The sequence below is a fragment of the Bacillus sp. FSL K6-2971 genome (assembly GCF_038006405.1).
GTDB lineage: Bacteria > Bacillota > Bacilli > Bacillales > Bacillaceae > Bacillus > Bacillus pumilus.
This window is the reverse complement of record NZ_JBBOVD010000001.1, coordinates 2,912,829-2,936,543: the sequence shown is the minus strand read 5'-3', so window position 1 is coordinate 2,936,543 and position 23,715 is coordinate 2,912,829. Positions and strand designations below refer to the sequence as shown.

Sequence of the window (23,715 nt, the reverse complement as noted above, 5' to 3'; positions counted from 1 at the left end):
AATCAACATGTTTGTTTCATATAAATGGTTAGAAGACTATGTCGATTTAGAAGGCATTCAGCCGGATGAATTAGCAGAAAAAATCACAAGAAGCGGAATTGAAGTGGAAGCCGTTGAATATAAAGGCGAAGGCATTAAAGGAGTTGTCGTTGGACACGTCGTGGAGCGAGAACAGCACCCGAATGCCGACAAATTAAACAAATGTCTCGTGGATATCGGAGAAGACGAACCGGTTCAAATTATTTGCGGAGCTCCGAATGTGGATAAAGGACAATATGTGGCTGTCGCAACGGTTGGCGCAGTCCTTCCTGGGAACTTTAAAATTAAAAAAGCAAAGCTGCGCGGCGAAGAGTCTCATGGCATGATTTGTTCTCTGCAAGAATTAGGTGTCGAAAGCAAACTCGTACCAAAGGAATATGCAGAAGGTATTTTTGTTTTCCCAAATGACGTCAAACCCGGAGATGATGCCCTTCAGGCACTTCAATTAGACGATGCGGTACTTGAGCTTGGCTTAACGCCAAACCGTGCGGATGCCCTGAATATGCTAGGTGTCGCCTATGAGGTTGCAGCCATCTTAGGGAAAGACATCAAACTTCCTGATACAGCACATAACACGTCTTCAGAAAAAGCAGCAGACTATATTTCGGTGAAAATTGAGGATCAAGAAGCGAATCCACTTTATGCAGCGAAGATCATTAAACATGTAAAGATTGGACCAGCACCGCTTTGGATTCAAACAAGATTGATGAATGCAGGCATTCGCCCAATTAACAACGTCGTCGATATTACGAACTTTGTACTGCTTGAATACGGTCAGCCGCTTCATGCGTTTGATTATGACCGCTTTGGTTCAAAGCAAGTGGTCGTACGTAAAGCGACTGATAGCGAAAGCATTCAAACACTTGATGAGCAAGAACGTACACTTTCATCAAAGCATCTTGTGATCACTAACGGAACGAAAGCGCACGCTGTCGCAGGCGTCATGGGCGGTCTTGAATCAGAGGTGCGTGATGAAACGACAACGATTCTTTTAGAAGCGGCATATTTCAACGGTCAAACAGTCCGTCAAGCATCTAGAGACTTGGGGCTTCGCAGTGAATCAAGCACACGATTTGAAAAAGGACTTGATCCGCAGCGTACGAAGTCTGCAGCCGAAAGAGCAGCGCAATTGATCAGCATCTATGCAGGCGGTGAAGTGCTAAGCGGGACTGTGGAGGAAAACCACCTTGAAACAAGTATGAATGTCATCCACGTATCCACTGAGCGTGTGAACAAGGTGCTTGGCATGAGCATTTCAAAAGAAGATATGATTCAAATTTTCAACAAACTGGGCTTTACAGTGGGCGAATCAAATGACGTTCTTGTCGTAACCGTTCCTTCTCGTAGAATGGATATCACGATTGAAGAAGATCTCATTGAAGAAGTTGCGAGATTATACGGCTACGATAATATCCCGTCTACACTGCCTGCGACAGCTGGTACAGTTGGCGGTCTCACGCCATACCAAGTGAAGCGCAGAAAGGTGAGACGCTTCTTAGAAGGCGCAGGTCTTTCTCAAGCGATCACGTATTCATTGACAAATCAGCATAAGTCTACAGCTTTTGCACTGAATCCAGCTTATAAAACGAGACTTTCCCTGCCAATGAGTGAAGAACGAAGTGTGCTTAGACAAAGTCTTCTGCCAAACTTACTTGATTCTGTTGCATATAACTTGGCAAGACAAGCTGATTCATTTGGTTTTTATGAAACGGGTTCTGTGTTCTTAGCAGAAGCTGAAGGAGCAAAACCGGTGGAAAAAGAGCATGTCGCTGGTGCGCTGACAGGCTTATGGCATAAAAATCTTTGGCAGGGCGAGAAAAAAGCCGTCGATTTTTATGTAGCGAAAGGAATTGCAGAAGGTCTATTTGAAAAACTTGGTGTATCAGACCAAATCACATATGTTCAAGCAGAGCGTGAGGGTCTTCACCCAGGTCGAACAGCAGATGTTCATTTAAATGGAAAAGTCATTGGGTTTGTTGCTGCACTTCATCCAGTCATTGAAAAGGAATTAGATTTAAAAGAAACATATGTCTTCGAGTTTGATTTGACAGATGTGATGACGTCTGAATCGAAGGATATGAAATATACAGCGATTCCGAGATTCCCTGCTGTGACAAGAGATATTGCACTTGTTGTAGATCAGAATATCTCAAGCGGACAGCTGGAGCGCGTCATCTATGAGGCAGGCGGGGATTTACTGACAGACCTATCCGTCTTTGATGTGTATGAAGGTGAACATATGGAAGAAGGCAAAAAATCTGTTGCATTCTCTCTCCAATATCTAAATCCGGAACAAACATTGACAGAGGAAGAAGTCACGGCTGTTCATACAAACGTATTGAAAGCATTAGAAGATACGTATCAAGCCGTCTTGCGCGGTTAAAGAAAAAAGAGCTAAGGCCACATGGGCCTAGCTCTTTTTTATAGCCATTTTTTCGCTTTTTGTGTGTTGGCAAAATGCAGTTTTGTAAATTGACGTAAAGCCTCTTCGCCGTGCAGCTTGATGAGCTTTGCAGCCGCCTTGTCCACATGAGGACCGGCTCCTTTTGGAATGTCAAACCCAGCTGCTTTAGATAACTTATCCATTTCAATTAAAAAAGCGTACCTTGCAATAATGGAAGCCGCAGCAACTGACAAATGAATGCCTTCTGCTTTTGTGCTAAAGTACGTCCGCTCCCGAATGATTTTTTTCCCAGCAAGATGCTTGAAATAAATACCCGGTTCTGCAAATTGGTCAATCAAAATAGCTTCAGGCTGCTTCCCGTCTAATTTCTCTAGCACAGAGGTGATGACTTGGTTATGAAGAAGCGCCTTCATTTTCCCTTGGCTCATGCCCTTTTCCTGCATCGCATTGTACTTTTCATTTCGGAGCACAAGAAGGCTGAACGGAATGGTTTTGATGAGATCTTTGGCAATATTGATAATCTGCGGGTCTTTTAGACCTTTTGAGTCTTTTACGCCAAGCTCTTTCATAAGAGCAAGCTGGCTGGCATCAACATAAGCGGCACAGACCGTCATCGGTCCAAAATAATCACCTGTTCCTACTTCATCTGAACCGATGACGGACATAGAAGCAATCTCTGACGGCGGACTATATTTTGTGACAGCCGGTGCTTTTGGGCTTTTCGTATCAGCTGCTTTTAAATGGCTGAATTGACTAGCTTCAGCTTCAGCCTTTTGTCCTTGAAACAGCACTTTTCCAGATCGATAGGCTGTAATTGTACAGCCAGAGACCTTTGCTTGAAAAAGGGCACCTGGTGGTAACGTATCAGTTAAGTGGTGCGCATACACGCTCTTCATTTTTTTAAGGTCTTCTGATGTTGCTTTTAAGACGGATTGGGGCACAGTGGATAACTCCTTTTTACCTTGATATCATTGATTTCTAAAGTGTACCATAACAGGGAAGGGCTCGTCTTTCCATTCAATGTCTAAACATGTTATGATAGAGACTAGGATTCTCGTGGAATGGAGGAGAAACGTTGTCTGACGGCGGTAAAACGAAAACAACAAAAACAACAGTTGAGATTTACGGACAGTCCTTTACGATCATCGGTCAAGAAACGAAGATGCATATGCGACACGTTGCTTCAATTGTTGATGATAAAATGAGAGAAATAAATGAAAAAAACCCATACCTTGATATAAACAAATTAGCTGTACTGACAGCAGTCAATGTCGTCCACGACTACATGAAATTAAAAGAGCAATACGAAAAACTAGAGATTCAGCTTAAAGAAAAGGAATGAAATTACCGTGATCGATATCATCATTTTGTTTTTGCTTCTTATGGGAACGCTTGTCGGTCTAAAACGCGGGTTTATTCTTCAATTTATTAAATTGATCAGCTTTGTTGTTTCTATCTTAGTGGCTTCCATGTTTTATCAGTCACTTGCACCACAGCTTACGTGGATTCCAGCACCTAATTTTAGCGGCGGTCAAGCGCAGCTCGCTTTCTTTAGTGGGAATCTAGAAACAGCTTATTATAATACCATTGCGTTTATCATTCTGTTTATCTTGACCAAAATCCTGCTCGCCATCATTGGCGGATTGCTCACAACCATTGCAAGTATACCTGTGATTAAGCAGGTCAACAAACTGCTTGGCGGTGTTTTAGGATTTCTTGAAACCTATCTATTTGTATTTATTCTCTTGTTTGTCGCTGCATTACTTCCAGTCGATGCACTGCAAACAATGTTGAGTAAATCCATATTAGCAGATGCGATCGTAAGCAACACCCCTTATCTGTCCGGTCTTGTCAAAGACTTATGGACGACGTATGGAGTTTAAAAACTTCTCCTTTCTTGGAGAAGTTTTTTCTCATTCCATGACAGAAAGTTGTAGGATGAAGGAAAAGTTTGTATATTTATAAAGGAAGATGCCAAAGCGGCTGGAGGATGAGAGATGAATAAAAAAGATATTATCAAACTTCTTGAAACAATTGCAGTATATATGGAGCTAAAAGGAGATAATCCTTTTAAGATTTCTGCCTTTCGTAAAGCAGCAGCGGCACTGGAGCAAGATGACCGCAGCCTTTCTCAAATAGATGATCTATTAGCATTACCTGGCATTGGAAAAGGAACCTTTGCTGTGATCACTGAGTATATCGAAAAAGGAAAATCAGAAACACTCGAACAATTAAAAACGGAAGTGCCCGAAGGACTTGTCCCGCTTTTGAAATTACCAGGACTCGGCGGGAAGAAGATCGCTAAGCTTTACCAAGAGCTTGGCGTCCATGATGCGCAATCTCTAAAAGAAGCATGCGAAGCGGAAAAGGTACAAGCGCTTGCTGGCTTCGGCAAAAAAACAGAAGAAAAGATTCTCGCAGCGCTTGAGGAAGCAGGAAAGCAGCCGGAACGACTGCCAATTGGCTTTGCATTAGATGTGGCAGAGCGGATTGATTATGCGCTTGAAGAGATGAAAGGTATCATCCGTTTTTCAAGAGCCGGCAGTTTAAGACGTGCACGCGAAACCGTCAAAGATTTAGATTATATCATTGCAACAGACAATCCTGAGCAAGTTAGAGAGCAGCTCGTTGCACTTGATGATGTCAAAGATGTTATCGCAAGCGGTGATACGAAGGTATCTGTTGTGCTTGCCCTTGATTTTGAGATCAGTGTCGACTTCCGGCTTGTGACAGTAGACCAATTCGCAACTACGCTGCACCATTTCACTGGCTCAAAAGATCACAATATTCGAATGCGTCAGCTTGCGAAGGAACGCGGAGAGCGCATTAGCGAATATGGTGTGGAAACAATTGAAACTGGAGAAGTAAAAACGTTTGAAGACGAAAGCGCTTTTTATGCACATTTTCAACTTCCGCTCATTCCGCCAGAAATTCGTGAAACCGGAGCGGAGATTGATACGTATAAAGAAAGTATGCAGTTTGTAGAACTGAAAGATATTAAAGGCGACCTTCATATGCACTCGACATGGAGTGACGGAGCATTCTCTATTCGTGAAATGGCGGAAGCATGTATCGCCAAAGGCTATGAATACATGGCGATTACAGACCACTCGCAATATTTAAAAGTAGCAAACGGTTTAACAAAAGAACGTTTGCGTCTGCAAGCAAAAGAAATTGATAAGATTAATCAGGAATTCGAGCATTTTCACATTTTCAAAGGGGTCGAAATGGATATCCTGCCGGATGGATCGTTAGATTATGATGATGACTTTTTAAAAGACATGGATTTTGTCATTGCGTCTATCCATTCTAGCTTCTCTCAGCCGGAAGAAGTCATTATGGAACGCCTTGAAAATGCCTTGCGTAATCAGCATGTCGATTTAATTGCACATCCAACAGGCCGTTTGATCGGCAGACGGGATGGCTATGCCTTAAATATAGATCAGCTCATAGAGCTTGCGAAGAAAACAGGCACTGCACTTGAGCTCAACAGTAATCCGTCAAGACTTGATTTGAAAACAGAGCATTTAATCAAAGCAAATGAAGCGGGTGTGCACATCATGATCAATACAGATGCGCACAACATCGCCATGCTGGAACATATGGAAGTCGGTGTAACAGCTGCAAGAAAGGGCTGGACACCAAAAGAAAATGTCGTGAATACTTTTACTCTAAACGAGATCAAAAAGTTTTTAACGCGTGACAGGTAGTCGTTAGGAGGCTGGACCATGCTGCAACAAAAAGTGTTAGCATCATTAGAATTTCATAAAGTAAAAGAAAAAGTGATGTCCTATACCGCATCCACATTAGGAAAAGAAAGAGCGCAGGATTTAACACCTCTGACGGATATAGAAACCATTCAGCATTTGCTGGAAGAGGTAGCAGAAGCGCAAGATGTGATCCGCTTAAAGGGATCAGCGCCATTTGGCGGGTTAACAGATATTAGACGCGCAGTGAAACGGGCAGAAATCGGCAGTACATTAAGCCCTTCTGAGCTGATGGAAATCGCAGGACTATTATATGCGGTGAAAAATATGAAGCACTTTCTCACGTCCATGTATGAAGATGGAGTAGATATACCACGCCTTCATACATATGCTGAGACACTGATATTACTGCCTGAAATCAGAAAAGAAATCGAAAGCTGTATTGGTGATAATGGAGAAGTGCTTGATCATGCAACTCCTGCACTTCGTTCATTGCGTATTCAATTACGCTCACTAGAATCAAAGGTCCGTGATAAATTAGAAGCGATGATTCGTTCACAATCGGCTTCGAAAATGCTGTCAGACACAATTGTCACCATTCGTAATGACCGCTTTGTTATTCCGGTGAAACAAGAGTACCGCTCGAATTACGGCGGAATTGTTCATGACCAGTCTTCATCAGGGGCGACCCTTTTTATTGAGCCGCAAGTGGTCGTGGATGTAAATAACACCTTGCAGCAAACCCGTTTAAAAGAGAAGCAAGAGGTTGAAAAGATTTTGCAAATGCTGACAGAGAGCGTATCAGAGCACATTGGGGAACTGCTTCACAATGTAAAGGAACTGCAGACGCTAGATTTTATTTTTGCTAAAGCTAAATATGCAAAGACAGAAAAAGCCACAAAACCTGCTGTGAATGATCAAGGAGAAATCTATTTAAAACGAGCAAGACATCCTCTATTGCCCCGGGATCAAGTTGTCGCAAATGATATTGAGCTCGGCAAAGATTTTTCAACGATCGTGATCACTGGACCAAATACAGGGGGAAAGACCGTTACTTTAAAAACGCTAGGTCTTCTGACGCTGATGACACAGGCGGGCCTCCATATTCCAGTTGAAGAAGGCTCTGAAGTGGCTGTGTTCGACCAAGTCTTTGCTGATATTGGAGACGAACAATCCATTGAACAAAGCTTGAGTACGTTCTCATCTCACATGGTCAATATTGTAGATATCTTAAAGCATTTGACTTCTAACTCTCTCGTGTTATTTGATGAATTAGGGGCAGGAACAGACCCAGCTGAAGGTGCGGCTCTTGCGATGAGCATATTAGATGAAGTGCATCAAACGAATGCACGTGTCATCGCAACGACTCATTATCCCGAGCTGAAGGCATATGGGTATAACCGGGAAGGCGTTACGAATGCAAGCGTGGAGTTTGATATTGAAACCTTATCACCAACGTACCGCCTGCTCATCGGTGTGCCTGGACGAAGTAACGCATTTGAAATTTCAAAGCGTCTTGGTTTGCCTGACCACCTTATAGACCGGGCAAAAGCGGATATGCATGCAGAGCATAATGAAGTAGACCAAATGATTGCTTCATTAGAAGATAGCAAGAAACAAGCAGAAGAAGAACTGCATGAGACAGAATTCTATAGAAAAGAAGCAGAAAAGCTTCATAAAGAATTGCAAAGACAAATTCTTGAATGGAATGAGCAAAAGGACAAACTGCTTGAAGAAGCTGAACAGAAAGCGAAAAAGAAAATTGAACAAGCATCAAAAGAAGCAGAAGATATCATTCAAGAGCTCCGTTCGATAAAAAGTGAACACCGTTCATTCAAAGAGCATGAACTCATTGATGCGCGAAAGCGTCTTGAAGAAGCCGTTCCTGAGTTTGACAGGAAGAAGAAGCCAGAGCCAGCGAAAAAAGCAGTAAGACAGCTGAAGTCAGGCGACGAAGTCAAAGTGCTCACCTTCGGGCAAAAAGGAACGCTGCTTGAACAAACAGGCGACAAAGAATGGAGTGTCCAAATGGGCATTCTGAAAATGAAGGTAAAAGAAAAAGACATGGAATTTATCAAATCAGCACCTGAATTTAAGCAAGAAAAAGCCATCACGGCAGTTAAAGGGAAAGACTATCATGTCTCGCTTGAGCTTGATTTAAGAGGCGAGCGCTATGAAAATGCCTTAAGCAGAGTCGAAAAATATTTAGATGATGCTGTATTAGCTGGTTATCCGCGCGTGTCTATTATTCACGGAAAAGGAACTGGCGCCCTTAGAAAAGGGGTTCAGGAATTACTGAAACAGCATCGAAGTGTGAAAAATGCTCGTTTTGGCGAACAAGGTGAGGGAGGATCAGGCGTCACCATCGTCGAATTAAAGTAAAAAGGAGAAAACGCATGAAAGCCTTTTGGGAAAATGAACTTGTGGAAATTGCCGCCTATTATAGCGTGGCCGTCCTGTGTCTCGTCTTATTTCTAACCATTTTTGAACTCGTCACCTCCTATAAGAACTGGGAAGAGATCCAGCGGGGGAACTTAGCCGTTGCCATGGCAACAGGCGGGAAAATCTTTGGGATTGCGAATGTGTTTCAGCATTCAATCGCTCAGCACAATTCCCTTCTTCAAATGGTTGGATGGGGCGTATACGGCTTTGTGATGCTGCTTGTCAGCTATTTCATTTTTGAATTTTTAACACCGCGTTTTAAAGTAGACAAAGAGATTGAAAATGATAATAGAGCGGTCGGGTTTATTTCACTCATCATTTCAGTTGGGCTGTCTTACGTAGTAGCAGCCGGCATTTAAGGAGACGACATGGAAAAGCTAGCAAAAGTATTAATCGTAGTTGCCTGCACTTTTGCGGTCATTGGTGCCGTTTATCTGTTCCTATGAAATGAAGAAAACAACGTTAGAAAGCTGTCAGGGAACCCCTTGGCAGCTTTTATCTCATCAAAGGCGGCGAATGACATGAAGCACATTCTGCAAAAAGACGAACTGATCAAGCGCATTGATACTTGTCTTCAAATGACATCCCTTCCAAGAGACATATACAAACCGTATATTGCACGTCCATTTCAAACGTCAGGATTTTTTGATGATTTGAGTCCCTATATTCAAATCGATTCGAGTGGTTATATCCTCATACAATATGAACGAGGAATTCAAATGCTGCATAAAAGAACAAAAGTGGCGGATGAAGTCATTTACTGGATTTTAGAAGACACCATTTTTCTCACGGTTTACATCGACATGATGAGGAAGTATCAAGTCGACAACATCCAGACGCATTTACCGAATGATCCAAGTATCCATCAACAGATCGTGGATAGAGTCAACGAGTCATTTCGTACAATTGGCGGTTTATATGAACAGTGGCATCATGAAGGAAAAAGAGCTTCTATCGAAACACCGGCGAACAAGTAAACATGTGCAATTGAACCAAGCCCTATTAGAAAAAAGCAAACTGCCCTAAGGAAAAGTTTGCTATAATATAATAGTACGAAAGTTCAGGAAGGAGGGTTTTTATGCAGTCAGATAAACGTTGGCTTCTGCATTACCCGAATCAAATTCCCCACGAACTCACCATCCCAAATGAAACATTACAATCTTACTTATTCAGCTCCGCAGAGGCTGCACCTGAGCATACAGCCATTCATTTTCTAGGAAAGAACATCACCTATGAACAACTAAAAGAAGACGTATTGAAACTAGCCAGTCATCTGATGAAAATTGGCGTGAAAAAAGGTGACAGAGTAGCGATCATGCTGCCGAACTGTCCTCATTCGGTCATTTCTTATTATGCTGTTTTAATAGCAGGCGGCATCGTTGTTCAAACAAACCCGCTTTATACGGAGAAGGAACTGGAATATCAAATGGAAGACAGCGGCGCCAAAGTGCTGATCACGCTAGATTTGTTGTATCCAAAGGCTTATAAAATGAAAGCGCTGACAAGTATGGAGCACTTAATTGTCACCAAACTACAAGATTATTTACCATTCCCGAAAAACATACTGTTTCCTATTGTGCAAAGAAGAAAAAATAAAATGGTCATCCAAGTGGAGAAAAATGACACCATTCATCACTTCGCGCAGATTATGAAAGAATCGGAAGGTGAACAGCAGATACCCGCACTTGCCTTTGATCCGAAAGAGGATATCGCTGTTTTGCAATATACAGGCGGAACGACTGGGTTACCAAAAGGGGTCATGCTCACACATGAGAATATTTTAGCGAATACTGAAATGTGCGCTTCCTGGATGTATAAAACGACCAGGGGGAAAGAACGCATCCTCGGCATCATTCCGTTTTTTCATGTCTACGGAATGACGACCGTTTTAAATCTTGCTGTCAAAGAAGGACATCAAATGATTCTTCTTCCACGCTTTGATGTCGCTGATACCCTCAAAACCATTGAAAAACAGAAGCCGACGCTATTTCCAGGCGCACCAACAATGTATATCGCCTTGCTGCATCATCCGAACATTGAAAAGTATGACCTGTCGTCCATCTCTGCATGTCTAAGCGGCTCAGCGGCACTTCCTGTTGAAGTCAAACAAAGCTTTGAAAAATTAACAGGAGGACGCTTAGTGGAGGGGTACGGACTTTCAGAAACCTCACCCGTCACTCATTCTAACTTTTTATGGGGAGCGAACAAAACAGGCAGCATTGGCTGTCCGTGGCCTAATACAGATGCCGGTATTTATTGCGAAGAAACCGGAGGCCTCAAAGAACCATATGAGCATGGGGAAATCATTGTTAAAGGCCCCCAGATCATGAAAGGATACTGGAATCAGCCAGAGGAGACAGAGGCTGTATTACGAGATGGCTGGTTTTTCACCGGAGATATAGGGTATATGGATGAGGACGGTTTTTTCTATATCGTCGACCGGAAAAAAGATGTCATCATTGCGAGCGGCTATAATATTTATCCAAGAGAAGTCGAAGAAGCCCTTTATGAGCATGAGCTTGTACAAGAAGTCGTTGTCGCCGGTATTCCAGATCCGTACAGAGGAGAAACAGTGAAAGCATTTGTTGTGCTGAAAAAGGGTGCCTACTTAACAGAGGACGAACTTGATCGCTTTGTCAGGACGAGAATTGCCTCATTTAAAGTACCGCGCGTGTATGAATTTAAAGAATCACTGCCTAAAACAGCCGTTGGGAAGATTTTGCGCAGAGTATTAATTGAAGAAGAAAAAAGAAAGCACGCTTCTTCATCTGAAACGCCTGCCGATCAACCGAGAACATAACGGCCTGCATCATCCGGTCCATCGGCCGGATGATTTGAATGTTGACTGTCTGCTCTGGTATGCTAAAGGTGGAAAAGAAAGAGAAGATCACTTGACAAATCGCCCGTTTCTTTTTAACATAAAGTTATGAATGAATACTCATTCAATCCAGAAAGGGACGAAGCACATTGAAGCAGAAAAGACCGAAGTACATGCAAATTATTGATGCAGCAGTTGTGGTGATTGCAGAGAACGGCTATCACCAATCACAAGTTTCAAAAATTGCGAAACAAGCAGGGGTAGCAGACGGAACCATTTATCTTTATTTCAAAAATAAAGAGGATATTTTGATCTCATTGTTCAAAGAAAAAATGGGACAATTCATCGAACGAATGGAAACAGATATTCAAAAGAAACCGTCGGCGAAAGAAAAGCTTCTACTGCTCATTGAGGAGCATTTCCGTATGCTTGCGCAAAATCATCATTTGGCTCTTGTGACACAGCTTGAACTTAGGCAGTCAAACCTTGAGCTGCGGCAAAAAATCAATGAGGTGCTGAAAGGGTATTTAAATATGCTCGAGTCGATTTTAGCAGAAGGAAAGAAAACAGGAGAATTCAGACAAAATCTAGATGTCCGTTTAGCGAGACAAATGGTATTTGGGACGATTGATGAAACCGCTACAACATGGGTCATGAATGATCAAAAATATGATCTTCCTGCACTCGCAGAAAACGTACGTGATCTACTCTTAAACGGAATACATCAATCTTAAAGACATTTTGAAAAAGGATGATTGACATGGAAAAGATACTCACCTTACATCATGAAGGACAGACAGCACTTATCACGATTCAGCATCCACCAGCAAACGCCTTATCTTCCCAGCTGCTCACCGAGCTTAATGACATGTTTGACCAGCTCGAACAAAATGAAGAAGTAAGAGCCATTGTGATCCACGGAGAAGGTAGATTTTTCTCAGCAGGTGCTGATATTAAGGAATTTACGACGTTACAGGAAGAGTCTGACTATTCAAGCCTTGCAGACAGAGGGCAGCAGGTCTTTGAACGGATTGAACAATGTCCAAAACCGGTCATTGCTTCAATTCACGGAGCTGCATTAGGCGGGGGCCTTGAGCTTGCCATGTCTTGTGATATCCGAATCGCAACAAAAGATGCGAAGCTTGGATTGCCGGAACTAAACCTCGGCATCATTCCGGGATTCGGCGGTACGCAGCGCCTGCCGCGCTATGTTGGTTCTGCTAAAGCGCTGGAAATGATGGGTACAGCTGAACCGATTACAGGTGAAGAAGCATTCGCCTGCGGACTCGTTTCAAAGCTGGCAGAAACAGAGGAAGAGGCGCTCGAAGCAGCCAAAACACTTGCGTCAAAATTTGCAACGAAAAGTCCAAAGTCACTCGAGTATGTGCTGGATTTATTGAATGCGACAAAATTGTATTCATATGATGGCGGTATGAAGCTAGAAGCCAAAAAGTTCGGTGAGATTTTCCAATCGAATGACGCCAAAGAAGGTATACAAGCCTTTATCGAAAAGCGCAAACCGAATTTTAAAGGGGAATAAAGGATTCAAACGAAACAAGGGGGAGAAATGGATGAATATATTTGTTTTGATGAAGCGTACGTTTGACACGGAAGAGAAGATTTCCATTCAGTCTGGTGCAATTCAAGAAGATGGAGCAGAGTTCATTATTAATCCTTATGACGAGTACGCCATAGAAGAAGCCATCCAGCTTCGCGACGAGCACGGGGGAGAAGTGACCGTTGTGACAGTTGGCAGTGAGGATGCGGAAAAGCAGCTGCGAACAGCGCTTGCTATGGGCTCCGATCAAGCCGTTTTATTAAATGTGGAAGACGACTTAGAAGAGTGGGATCAATATTCAGCTTCTACGATTCTTTACCATTATTTAAAAGACAAAGAGGCTTCCTTGATTTTAGCAGGGAATGTGGCAATTGACGGGGGCTCTGGACAGGTTGCCCCGCGTCTTGCTGAATTACTTGGGTTTTCATATGTCACAACAATTACAAGTATTCAAATTGACGGCGGCTCTGCTTCGATTGAACGAGATGCAGAAGGTGATGTGGAAGTCATTTCTGCTGAGCTCCCGCTTGTTGTCACTGCGCAGCAAGGTCTCAATGAGCCTCGCTATCCATCATTACCTGGCATTATGAAGGCAAAGAAAAAGCCTTTAGAAGAATTGGAACTGGATGATTTAGATCTGGATGAAGACGATGTGCCATATAAAATCAAAACAATTGAACGTTTCTTACCGGAGAAAAAAGAGGGTGGCAGGGTGCTGAGCGGTGAGCTTCAGGATCAAGTCAAAGAACTGACGCATTTATTAAGAAATGAAGCAAAGATCATCTAAACATCCACTTTACGATATCACGAGAACAAGGGGGAACTTGAAAGATGAGTAAAAAAGTTGTTGTACTTGGAGAAAGTCGTGACGGTAAATTAAGAAATGTGACATTTGAAGCCATTGCTGCCGCTCATCAAGTGGCAGTTGGCGGTGAAGTCATTGGCGTGTTAATAGGGGAAGACGTCAAAGACCTAGCGAATGAACTGCTTTACTATGGAGCGGATCATGTCATGATTGTGGAGCATCCGCATCTTTCATATTATACGTCAGATGGTTTCGCGCAAGCACTTCAAGCCATATTAGATCAGGTCAACCCAGATGCCGTCCTCTTTGGCCATACGTCTATCGGAAAAGACTTGTCGCCGAAAATAGCTGCACGCTTGCAGACTGGTCTCATTTCAGATGCGATTGATGTAAGCGTTACCGGAGAACATCTTGTTTTCACAAGACCGATTTACTCTGGAAAAGCCTTCGAAAAAGTGATTTCAACAGATCGTCTGCTTTTGGCGACTATACGCCCGAACAATGTGGCACCTCTTGAGCGGGATGCCTCACGAAGCGGAGACATTACACCCGTTTCTGTCGATATTCAGAACCTGCGAACGATCGTGAAGGAAGTCATTAAAAAAACGTCAGAAGGTGTAGATTTATCTGAAGCAAAGGTCATCGTCGCCGGGGGACGCGGGGTCAAGAGCAAGGAAGGGTTTGAACCGCTGAATGAACTCGCTGAGACGCTGGGCGCAGCAGTCGGTGCCTCGCGTGGTGCCTGTGATGCAGACTACTGTGATTATGCCCTGCAAATTGGGCAAACAGGCAAGGTCGTCACATCTGATCTCTATATTGCGTGCGGGATATCAGGGGCGATTCAGCATTTAGCTGGAATGTCTAACAGTAAAGTCATTGTAGCGATTAACAAAGACCCAGAAGCCGAGATCTTCAAAATTGCCGATTACGGAATCGTCGGTGACTTGTTTGAAGTGGTACCGCTTTTGAATGAAGAGTTAAAAAAGATGAATATCCACTCGTAACGCTCATACACTCAGAATGCCTAGGTATTCTGGGTTTTTTTGTATGTAATCAATACACAAAGGAGCGGTTGACAAGTGAAGGGGACAGTAAAAGTCAATGACGTGATCGGACGTATTTCTAAACACATCTATGGACATTTTCAAGAGCATTTAGGAAGAGGGATTTATGACGGGATTTGGGTCGGAAAAGATTCAGAGATTGAGCATATTGAGGGGATTCGGACTGATGTGTTAAAAGCCCTTCAAGCATTACATATTCCGGTGCTTAGGTGGCCGGGCGGCTGCTTCGCAGACGAGTATCATTGGGCAAATGGTGTGGGAGATCTCAGCGAACGAAAGCCGATGGTGAACACTCATTGGGGTGGTACGGTTGAATCCAATGCATTTGGTACGCATGAATTTATGAAATTGTGTGAGCTGCTTGAATGTGAGCCTTATATTTGCGGAAATGTGGGAAGTGGGACTGTTCAAGAATTAGCAGACTGGATCGAGTACATCACTTTTCCAAAGGGAACACCTATGTCTGATTGGCGCATTCAAAATGGAAAACAAGAACCTTGGGATTTGACCTATGTTGGTGTAGGAAACGAAAGCTGGGGCTGCGGCGGGAATATGACGCCTGAATACTATGCCGATTTATATAAACGATATCAAACGTATGTGAGAGAGTTTGCAGGTCAATCCATATACAAAATTGCGTGCGGCGCCAATTCAAATGATGTGAATTGGACAAAAGTATTAATGGAGCGGGCCGCACCTTGGATGGATGGACTCAGTTTGCATTACTACACTGTACCTGGTACGTGGGAGAAGAAAGGGTCAGCGACTGAATTTGATGAAGATGAATGGTTTATCACGTTGAAAAAAGCCTATGAGATGGAACGGCTTGTCGTGGATCATGGAGAGATCATGGATCGTTATGATCCAGACAAGCGAATTGGGATGATTATTGATGAATGGGGAACATGGTATGACCCAGAACCAGGGACGAATCCAGGATTTTTGTATCAGCAAAACACACTAAGAGACGCACTTGTTTGTGCCCTTCATTTTCATATCTTTCATCGTCATTGCCAGCGGATTCATATGGCGAATATTGCCCAGACAGTCAATGTTCTGCAAGCAATGGTGTTAACGGAAGACGAAAAGATGCTTCTGACGCCTACGTATCATGTGTTTCACATGTTTCAAGTGCATCAAGAGGAGGAAGCACTTGAAGTGGAATTCGTGTCAACGCCTTATGAACGCAGTGGTGAAAAAATACCTCAGGTTAGTGTGTCAGCTTCGCGTTCGTCAGATAAGATGCATATTAGCTTCTGTCACCTGAATCCACATGAACAAAACGAAGTATCCCTAGCCATTGAAGGTTTGGATGCAGAAACGAAAGTCACAGGCCGCGTGCTGACAGCAGACCGCATGAATGCGCACAACACATTTGATGATCCTCATGCTGTCCAGCCAGTAGAGTTTCAGCAATTTGCTGTAAAACCCGGTGAGTTGACCATAGAGCTGCCGCCAATGTCTGTGGTGATGATTACGATTGATCTCGCTTGATCGCATATTTAAATGTTTGATGAGCAGGATGTTGGGGCATCTTACATTGTAAACAAAGCGGAAAGGGAGTTATTTATATGCTTAGAACGATTCTCATGATTATCGGTGCAATTGTTGTCATTGGTGCGATTGTACGGTTTGTTTTTTAATTCATTTCATAAAAAAAGATTCGTAAGCATTTCATTCGCAAGTCACATTGGTAGATGCTATACTAAAAATCATAATTTACATTGGAGGAATGAATAATGGCAATCGTAAAAGCTACTGACGCAACATTTTCACAAGAAACTGCAGAAGGTGTTGTTCTTGCTGACTTTTGGGCACCATGGTGCGGACCTTGTAAAATGATTGCTCCAGTTCTTGAAGAACTTGATCAAGAAATGGGCGATAAAATGAAAATTGTAAAAGTTGATGTAGACGATAACCAAGAAACTGCTGGTAAATACGGCGTGATGAGTATTCCAACACTTCTTGTTTTAAAAGACGGTGAAGTCGTAGAAACGTCTGTTGGTTTCAAACCAAAAGAAGCACTTGCTGAGCTTGTTAACAAACATCTATAAACCTGTCTATGCCCTAGCGGCATACTCACTGAAGCGGTTCTCGTAAAGACGAGAGCCGCTTTTCTTTCAACATGGTATAAAACAAATGTTCGTGATACACTAGAAGGAGTGAAAGAGGAAAACAAGGACGGATGAAAATATGAACAAAATGATCAAAGAAAAGCTATCGGTCTTGCCAGATCAACCAGGCTGCTATTTAATGAAAGATCGACAAAATACAGTCATTTATGTGGGGAAGGCAAAGGTCTTAAAAAATAGAGTACGCTCTTATTTCACTGGATCTCATGATGCCAAAACGCAGCGGCTTGTCAGTGAAATTGAGGACTTTGAATACATTGTCACCTCTTCTAATATCGAGGCACTCATTTTAGAGCTAAATTTAATCAAAAAATACGACCCAAAATACAATGTCATGCTCAAGGATGACAAAACGTATCCTTTTATTAAAATTACGAATGAACGGCATCCTAAGCTGATCGTCACACGCAATGTGAAGAAGGATAAAGGGAAATATTTCGGACCATACCCGAACGTACAGGCAGCACGTGAAACGAAAAAACTGCTCGACCGTTTATATCCTCTCAGAAAATGTGCCACCCTCCCTGATCGCGTCTGTTTATATTATCATCTTGGACAATGTCTCGCGCCATGTGTGTATGACATTTCTGAAGAAACGAATAAGCAGCTCGTGGACGAAATCATAAGGTTTCTAAACGGAGGACATCAGCAAATCAAAAAAGAACTCACCGAAAAGATGCAGGAAGCCGCCGAACAACTAGAGTTTGAACGGGCAAAAGAACTGAGAGACCAAATCGCTTACATTGACTCTACGATGGAAAAGCAGAAAATGACGATGAGCGATTTATCAGATCGAGATGTTTTTGCATATGCCTATGACAAGGGCTGGATGTGTGTCCAGGTCTTCTTCATCAGGCAGGGGAAATTGATTGAACGCGACGTCAGCCTGTTTCCTATGTATCAAGACCCTGAGGAAGAGTTTCTCACGTTTATGGGACAATTTTATGCAAAGAACAACCACTTTCTTCCGAAGGAAATTTTGGTGCCAGATAGCGTAGATCAAGAGATGATTGAACAACTGCTTGAGACGAACGTTCATCAGCCGAAAAAAGGAAAGAAAAAGGATTTGCTTTTACTTGCTCATCAAAATGCCAAAATTGCCTTAAAAGAAAAATTTTCGCTCATTGAGCGTGATGAAGAGCGGTCCATTGGTGCGGTGAAGCAGCTTGGAGATGCGCTAAATATTTATATGCCTTACCGGATTGAGGCATTTGATAACTCGAATATTCAAGGTGCAGACCCGGTTTCTGCCATGGTTGTCTTTCAGGATGGGAAGCCGTATAAAAAGGAATACCGAAAATACAAAATTAAAACCGTCACAGGTCCAGATGATTATGCATCGATGCGTGAAGTCATTAGAAGGCGATATACCCGCGTGTTAAAGGATGAGCTCCCGCTACCAGATTTGATTTTAATTGACGGAGGAAAGGGACAGATCAATGCAGCGATAGATGTGCTTGAAAATGAATTGAATCTGTCTGTCCCAGTAGCAGGTCTAGTCAAAGATGAAAAGCACCGGACGTCGAATCTGATGATGGGCGATACACTGGAAATTGTTGCACTAGAGCGGAATAGCCAGGCCTTCTATTTATTGCAGCGTATTCAAGATGAAGTACACCGGTTCGCGATTAGCTTTCACCGGCAACTGCGCGGAAAAAATGCATTTCAATCTATTTTAGACGATGTGCCAGGTATCGGAGAAAAGCGTAAAAAACAGCTTCTTAAACATTTTGGCTCTGTGAAAAAGATGAAAGAAGCCTCTATCCAAGACTTTCAGGAGGCTGGCATCCCGAAACAAACGGCCGAGCTTTTAATGGAAGCGTTAAAAAAATAGATTGTACTTTTTCCAAAAGTCTGTTAAGATTGTGACTAAATTTAATAAATGAACGTGTTGTTTGTTGAAGATAGAGGTGCGAACTTCAAGAGTAAGCCTTCAGAGATCGATGGGGTCTAGGAAGAGGGCTGAAAGGGGAGCGTCGCCGAAGTGAATAAAATCCACTCATTTTATTCGCTGGCTGTACATTGAAGAAATGTAGGGCTGTCAAGAATTTATTTCTTGGAGGGCTATCTCATTGTTTGCATCGTTTGATGATGATTATAAAGCAATGGGAGATCTGTTCTCTCATTGCTTTTTTTATTTGCAGTGAGCAGGCAGTCTCCAAAGCCGCTTCTTGCCTCTTCTCTCACACGTGATCTTTTGAAAAAGGGTGGTAGACATGGGACTAATTGTACAAAAATTTGGCGGAACGTCTGTTGGATCGACAGAAAAAATTCGCAATGCTGCAGAAAGGGTCATCGCTGAACGCGAGGCCGGACATGATGTGGTTGTGGTTGTGTCGGCAATGGGTAAATCAACGGATGTTCTAGTAGACCTAGCGGAAGAACTCACAGATCATCCGAGCAAAAGAGAAATGGATATGCTGCTTGCAACTGGAGAGCAAGTGACCATTTCCTTATTAACGATGGCGCTGCAAGCAAAAGGCTATGATGCCATTTCCTTTACAGGCTGGCAGGCTGGTATGAAAACAGAGCAAGTACATGGTAACGCAAGAATCGTCGATATTGATGAATTAAGAATAAAAGAGGAATTAAGTGCTGGGAAAGTGGTTGTTGTGGCAGGCTTCCAAGGAATTGCAGATAATATGCATATCACAACACTTGGACGTGGTGGATCAGATACGACAGCTGTGGCACTTGCTGCTGCACTAAAAGCGGATAAATGTGATATTTACACAGATGTATCAGGTGTGTTTACGACAGATCCGCGTTATGTACCGGCCGCGCGGAAACTTGCAGGTATTTCATACGATGAGATGCTCGAACTGGCTAATTTAGGAGCTGGCGTCTTGCATCCAAGAGCTGTCGAATTTGCGAAAAATTATCAAGTCCCACTAGAAGTCCGTTCTAGTATTGAAAATGAATCGGGTACGTTAATTGAGGAGGAATCATCCATGGAACAAAATTTAGTCGTCAGAGGCATTGCATTTGAGGATCAGATTACACGCGTGACGGTGTGCGGTCTTTCAAGCGGTCTCACCACATTGTCGACCATCTTTACGACACTTGCGAAGCAAAATATCAATGTCGATATCATCATTCAGTCCGTCACAAGCACCAATCAGACGTCGATCTCTTTCTCTGTGAAAACGGATGATTTGTCTAAAACAGTTGAAGTGTTAGAAGAATATAAAGGAGCACTTGGCTACGAACAGATCGAGACAGAAAGCAAATTAGCCAAAGTATCCATCGTTGGATCTGGTATGGTCTCAAATCCAGGTGTAGCCGCTGAAATGTTCGCTGTGTTAGCGGAAAAAGATATACAAGTGAAAATGGTCAGTACGTCTGAAATCAAAGTCTCAACAGTGGTTGGCCGGGACGATATGGTCAAAGCAGTTGAAGCACTGCATGATGCGTTTGATTTATCAAAGGTAGCTGCGCATTCTTAAAGAGGCAGGGAGGTGTATCTCATGAAAGAGTGCACCTCTTTTTTATATTCGAAACCGCCGCATACAAGAAAGGAAAACGTGCGTAAACCCATTCACTAAGTATGCTATGATAGAAGAAGACAAACAAAAAAAGGCGTGACCTGAAGTCCGCGCCTTTCATAAAGAGTGTTAGCTAGGGTCTCTTAAATCCCATTTAACGGTTAAAATGACTTTATCAGCACGCTTTTTCACTTGTTCATAAGATTCAGCCACGTGCTCGTTGAGAAGCTGGATTTGTTCAGCAATAAAACCTGCTTCCATCTGAAAGCATGGCTCCTTTTGATAGGTGAGTCGATTTGATACAAGTGGACCTTCGAGCTCAAACTCAATTTCCTGTTTTTTCGAATGGACCATCGTGAGAGTTCCCCATCCGGCATCATGGAAAAATTCGGGGATTTTCTCCCATGACTCTTGAGGAAATTTACGAGCAAGCAGCTTACCCGCAAAATACATCATAGATGAATGATCCTGACCAAGAATATCAGGCAGCAGAACTTCGCGTATCAGCTCGTAGGCAAATCCATTGACTTCAATTTCTTTTAGCTGTTCTAAGTTAGATTCGAATTTATTCATTGTACGGCTCCCCTCTTTCAACAATTTATTATAGCTTATGTGAGCATATGATGACAGAGTTTTCCCTGAAGTCTAAGAAATTCTTATTGTAGTAAAACGAATTTTGATTTAAAACTTTTAAATTTCGGAAAATTTTAATTTATGTACGCGGTTTCTTGACGCTTTTTTGACATAGGAGTAAAATGAAATTGTCAATAAATTTGAATAAAGTGCTTACAATTGAAAGAAGCGGGGGTAAGACAATTTTCAGCAATTGCACTTTTTACTAGGGGGTAAAGTAATGTCGGGGAACAAAGAATTTTTTTATCGGAGATTGCATTCTTTGCTTGGCGTCATTCCGGTCGGTCTATTTTTAATTCAGCATTTAGTGGTGAACCACTTTGCGACGAGTGGACCAGAGGCGTTTAACAAAGCTGCACACTTTATGGAACAGCTTCCATTCAGATATGCACTTGAGCTGTTCGTGATTTTCTTACCACTGATCTATCATGCTGTTTATGGGGTGTACATAGCCTTTACGGCACAAAATAACACGTCTCGCTTCAGTTACTTAAGAAACTGGTTGTTCAGACTGCAAAGGGTTTCAGGTATCATCACATTGATTTTTGTCACTTGGCATGTATGGGAAACGCGAATTCAAGCGCAGCTTGGAGCTGAAGTGAACTATGACATGATGGCGAATATTTTAAGCTCTCCATTTATGCTAGGCTTCTATATTGTCGGCGTTTTATCTACTATTTTCCACTTTGCTAATGGCTTGTGGTCATTTGCTGTCAGCTGGGGAATTACTGTTTCACCACGCTCACAAAGAATCTCCACATATGTGACATTAGGTATATTTATAGCGCTTTCATATGTAGGGCTAAGAGCAATTTTCGCTTTTGTTTAAGAGGAAATAGATTAGTAGAAGAGGGAGAGGGGCTACAATGAGTAATTCTAGCATCATCGTTGTCGGAGGCGGCTTAGCTGGTCTTATGGCAACTATTAAAGCAGCAGAAGCGGGAACAGCTGTTAAACTATTTTCAATCGTACCTGTAAAACGTTCGCATTCTGTATGTGCACAGGGCGGAATCAACGGAGCGGTGAATACAAAAGGTGAAGGGGATTCACCTTATGAACATTTTGATGACACGGTGTATGGCGGAGACTTCTTAGCCAACCAGCCGCCAGTAAAGGCAATGTGTGAAGCAGCGCCGTCCATTATCCACTTACTTGATCGGATGGGTGTTATGTTTAACAGAACACCAGAGGGATTACTGGACTTCCGCCGTTTCGGGGGAACACAGCACCACCGTACAGCATTTGCTGGAGCTACAACAGGTCAGCAGCTATTATATGCACTTGATGAGCAGGTTCGCCGCTATGAAGTAGCAGGACTTGTCACGAAATATGAAGGCTGGGAATTCCTTGGCGCTGTGTTAGATGACGAGGAAGTATGCCGAGGCATTGTCGCGCAGAACTTGACGACAATGGAAATTGAATCCTTCCGTTCAGATGCAGTGATCATGGCAACAGGCGGTCCTGGAATCGTGTTCGGAAAATCAACAAACTCCATGATTAACACTGGCTCTGCTGCATCTATCGTCTATCAGCAAGGGGCTCATTATGCAAATGGAGAATTCATTCAAATTCATCCAACAGCGATCCCTGGAGATGACAAGCTTCGTCTCATGAGTGAATCGGCTCGTGGTGAAGGTGGACGTGTTTGGACATATAAAGACGGGAAGCCTTGGTACTTCCTTGAAGAGAAATACCCGGCATACGGAAACCTTGTACCGCGTGATATCGCAACGCGTGAGATCTTTGACGTATGTGTCGAGCAAAAGCTTGGCATCAACGGAGAGAACATGGTATATCTCGATCTTTCTCATAAAGATCCAAAAGAACTTGATATTAAACTAGGCGGCATCATTGAAATCTATGAAAAATTCATGGGTGATGACCCGCGTAAGCTTCCAATGAAAATTTTCCCTGCTGTTCATTACTCAATGGGCGGATTATGGGTTGATTATGATCAAATGACGAATATCAAAGGCCTATTTGCTGCCGGTGAATGTGATTACTCTATGCACGGCGGAAACAGACTTGGTGCAAACTCACTGCTTTCAGCCATTTACGGCGGAATGGTCGCTGGACCAAATGCTGTGAAGTACATTAGCGGCCTTGAAAAGTCTGCGGAAGACCTATCTTCTGCAACATTTGACAGCGCTGTGAAGAAAGAGCAGGAGAAATGGGACAACATCCTCGGCATGGATGGAACAGAAAATGCGTACGTGCTTCATAAAGAGCTTGGAGAATGGATGACGGATAACGTCACAGTTGTTCGTTACAATGACAAACTCTTAAAAACAGATCAGAAGATCGAAGAACTAATGGAGCGCTACAAGCAGATCAACATCAATGATACAGCTTCATGGAGCAACCAAGGCGCTGCCTTCACACGTCAGCTTGACAACATGCTTCAGCTGGCAAGAGTCATTACGATCGGGGCTTACAACCGAAATGAAAGCCGAGGCGCACACTACAAACCGGACTTCCCAGAGAGAAACGATGAAGAGTTCCTAAAAACAACGATGGCTACGTTCAAAGGAAAAAATCAAAAGCCTGCATTCCACTATGAGGACGTCGATGTATCGTTAATTGCACCTCGTAAACGAGATTACTCGAAGAAAAAGGTGGAGAAATAAG

The 23,715-nt window shown here is 42.9% G+C and carries 20 protein-coding genes and 1 riboswitch; of the genes, 18 read left to right on the top strand and 2 right to left on the bottom strand.

All coding sequences use genetic code 11. The annotated features are described in order from the left end of the window. The first annotated feature begins 7 nt into the window (after positions 1-7). Positions 8-2,422 carry a phenylalanine--tRNA ligase subunit beta gene (gene pheT, locus MHI33_RS15735; RefSeq protein ID WP_340912473.1) on the top strand — a complete coding sequence of 805 codons (2,415 nt, stop codon included), beginning with the start codon at positions 8-10 and terminating at the stop codon, positions 2,420-2,422. 38 nt (positions 2,423-2,460) lie between these two features. Here the strand turns inward: pheT and rnhC are convergent, their stop codons facing one another. Further along, positions 2,461-3,384 carry a ribonuclease HIII gene (gene rnhC / locus MHI33_RS15730; protein ID WP_340912472.1) on the bottom strand — a complete coding sequence of 308 codons (924 nt, stop codon included), beginning with the start codon at positions 3,382-3,384 and terminating at the stop codon, positions 2,461-2,463. Between the two features lie 134 nt (positions 3,385-3,518). Here rnhC and zapA point away from each other — a divergent pair, with 134 nt between their 5' ends. The 15 genes from zapA (at position 3,519) to MHI33_RS15655 (ending at position 20,415) form a co-directional block, all read left to right on the top strand. Beyond that, positions 3,519-3,785: a cell division protein ZapA gene (zapA, locus tag MHI33_RS15725; protein ID WP_044139945.1), complete on the top strand. Its 267-nt coding sequence runs from the start codon at positions 3,519-3,521 to the stop codon at positions 3,783-3,785. 7 nt (positions 3,786-3,792) lie between these two features. Then, positions 3,793-4,326 (top strand): CvpA family protein, encoded by a 534-nt coding sequence (locus MHI33_RS15720; RefSeq protein WP_003216761.1) that lies wholly within the window; start codon positions 3,793-3,795, stop codon positions 4,324-4,326. 114 nt (positions 4,327-4,440) lie between these two features. Then, positions 4,441-6,153, top strand: a complete 1,713-nt coding sequence (polX, locus tag MHI33_RS15715; RefSeq protein ID WP_340912468.1) for a DNA polymerase/3'-5' exonuclease PolX — start codon at positions 4,441-4,443, stop codon at positions 6,151-6,153. 21 nt (positions 6,154-6,174) lie between these two features. Then, a complete protein-coding gene (locus MHI33_RS15710; RefSeq protein WP_044140037.1) occupies positions 6,175-8,532 on the top strand; it encodes an endonuclease MutS2 in 2,358 nt (785 codons plus the stop codon). A 14-nt stretch (positions 8,533-8,546) separates the two neighbouring features. Beyond that, on the top strand, positions 8,547-8,951 hold the full coding sequence (locus MHI33_RS15705; protein ID WP_007501637.1) for a DUF350 domain-containing protein: 405 nt from the start codon (positions 8,547-8,549) through the stop codon (positions 8,949-8,951). Between the two features lie 162 nt (positions 8,952-9,113). Continuing rightward, on the top strand, positions 9,114-9,569 hold the full coding sequence (locus tag MHI33_RS15700; protein WP_044139947.1) for an immunity 63 family protein: 456 nt from the start codon (positions 9,114-9,116) through the stop codon (positions 9,567-9,569). Positions 9,570-9,670: 101 nt separating this feature from the next. Further along, positions 9,671-11,392: an AMP-binding protein gene (locus MHI33_RS15695; protein ID WP_340912465.1), complete on the top strand. Its 1,722-nt coding sequence runs from the start codon at positions 9,671-9,673 to the stop codon at positions 11,390-11,392. Between the two features lie 167 nt (positions 11,393-11,559). Next, the gene (locus MHI33_RS15690; RefSeq protein WP_003216590.1) at positions 11,560-12,144 is read left to right on the top strand and encodes a TetR/AcrR family transcriptional regulator; all 585 of its coding nucleotides are present in this window, start codon (positions 11,560-11,562) and stop codon (positions 12,142-12,144) included. Positions 12,145-12,170: 26 nt separating this feature from the next. Beyond that, positions 12,171-12,950: an enoyl-CoA hydratase gene (locus tag MHI33_RS15685; RefSeq protein ID WP_003216795.1), complete on the top strand. Its 780-nt coding sequence runs from the start codon at positions 12,171-12,173 to the stop codon at positions 12,948-12,950. A gap of 31 nt (positions 12,951-12,981) precedes the next feature. Next, complete coding sequence (locus MHI33_RS15680) at positions 12,982-13,755, top strand: electron transfer flavoprotein subunit beta/FixA family protein (RefSeq protein ID WP_340912463.1); 774 nt, start codon at positions 12,982-12,984, stop codon at positions 13,753-13,755. A 44-nt stretch (positions 13,756-13,799) separates the two neighbouring features. Then, positions 13,800-14,777: an electron transfer flavoprotein subunit alpha/FixB family protein gene (locus MHI33_RS15675; RefSeq protein ID WP_340912460.1), complete on the top strand. Its 978-nt coding sequence runs from the start codon at positions 13,800-13,802 to the stop codon at positions 14,775-14,777. Between the two features lie 75 nt (positions 14,778-14,852). Further along, entirely contained in the window at positions 14,853-16,331 is a 1,479-nt protein-coding gene (locus tag MHI33_RS15670) for an alpha-N-arabinofuranosidase (RefSeq protein WP_340912457.1), read from the top strand. Between the two features lie 245 nt (positions 16,332-16,576). After that, positions 16,577-16,891, top strand: coding sequence for a thioredoxin (gene trxA, locus MHI33_RS15665; RefSeq protein WP_034320855.1), 315 nt, complete (start codon positions 16,577-16,579; stop codon positions 16,889-16,891). A gap of 139 nt (positions 16,892-17,030) precedes the next feature. Next, complete coding sequence (uvrC, locus tag MHI33_RS15660; RefSeq protein ID WP_340912453.1) at positions 17,031-18,803, top strand: excinuclease ABC subunit UvrC; 1,773 nt, start codon at positions 17,031-17,033, stop codon at positions 18,801-18,803. Positions 18,804-18,866: 63 nt separating this feature from the next. Then, positions 18,867-19,044: riboswitch (Lysine riboswitch) on the top strand. A 141-nt stretch (positions 19,045-19,185) separates the two neighbouring features. Further along, positions 19,186-20,415 (top strand): aspartate kinase, encoded by a 1,230-nt coding sequence (locus MHI33_RS15655; protein ID WP_340912450.1) that lies wholly within the window; start codon positions 19,186-19,188, stop codon positions 20,413-20,415. A 168-nt stretch (positions 20,416-20,583) separates the two neighbouring features. Here MHI33_RS15655 and MHI33_RS15650 read toward each other — a convergent pair whose 3' ends face one another. After that, the gene (locus MHI33_RS15650; protein ID WP_003216293.1) at positions 20,584-21,027 is read right to left on the bottom strand and encodes a YslB family protein; all 444 of its coding nucleotides are present in this window, start codon (positions 21,025-21,027) and stop codon (positions 20,584-20,586) included. Between the two features lie 280 nt (positions 21,028-21,307). On the opposite strand from MHI33_RS15650, the gene MHI33_RS15645 reads away from it, so the two are divergent. Both MHI33_RS15645 and sdhA read left to right on the top strand, forming a co-directional pair. Further along, positions 21,308-21,916, top strand: a complete 609-nt coding sequence (locus tag MHI33_RS15645; protein WP_044139954.1) for a succinate dehydrogenase cytochrome b558 subunit — start codon at positions 21,308-21,310, stop codon at positions 21,914-21,916. A gap of 37 nt (positions 21,917-21,953) precedes the next feature. Next, positions 21,954-23,714 (top strand): succinate dehydrogenase flavoprotein subunit, encoded by a 1,761-nt coding sequence (sdhA, locus tag MHI33_RS15640; protein WP_003216403.1) that lies wholly within the window; start codon positions 21,954-21,956, stop codon positions 23,712-23,714. Position 23,715 lies beyond the last annotated feature (1 nt).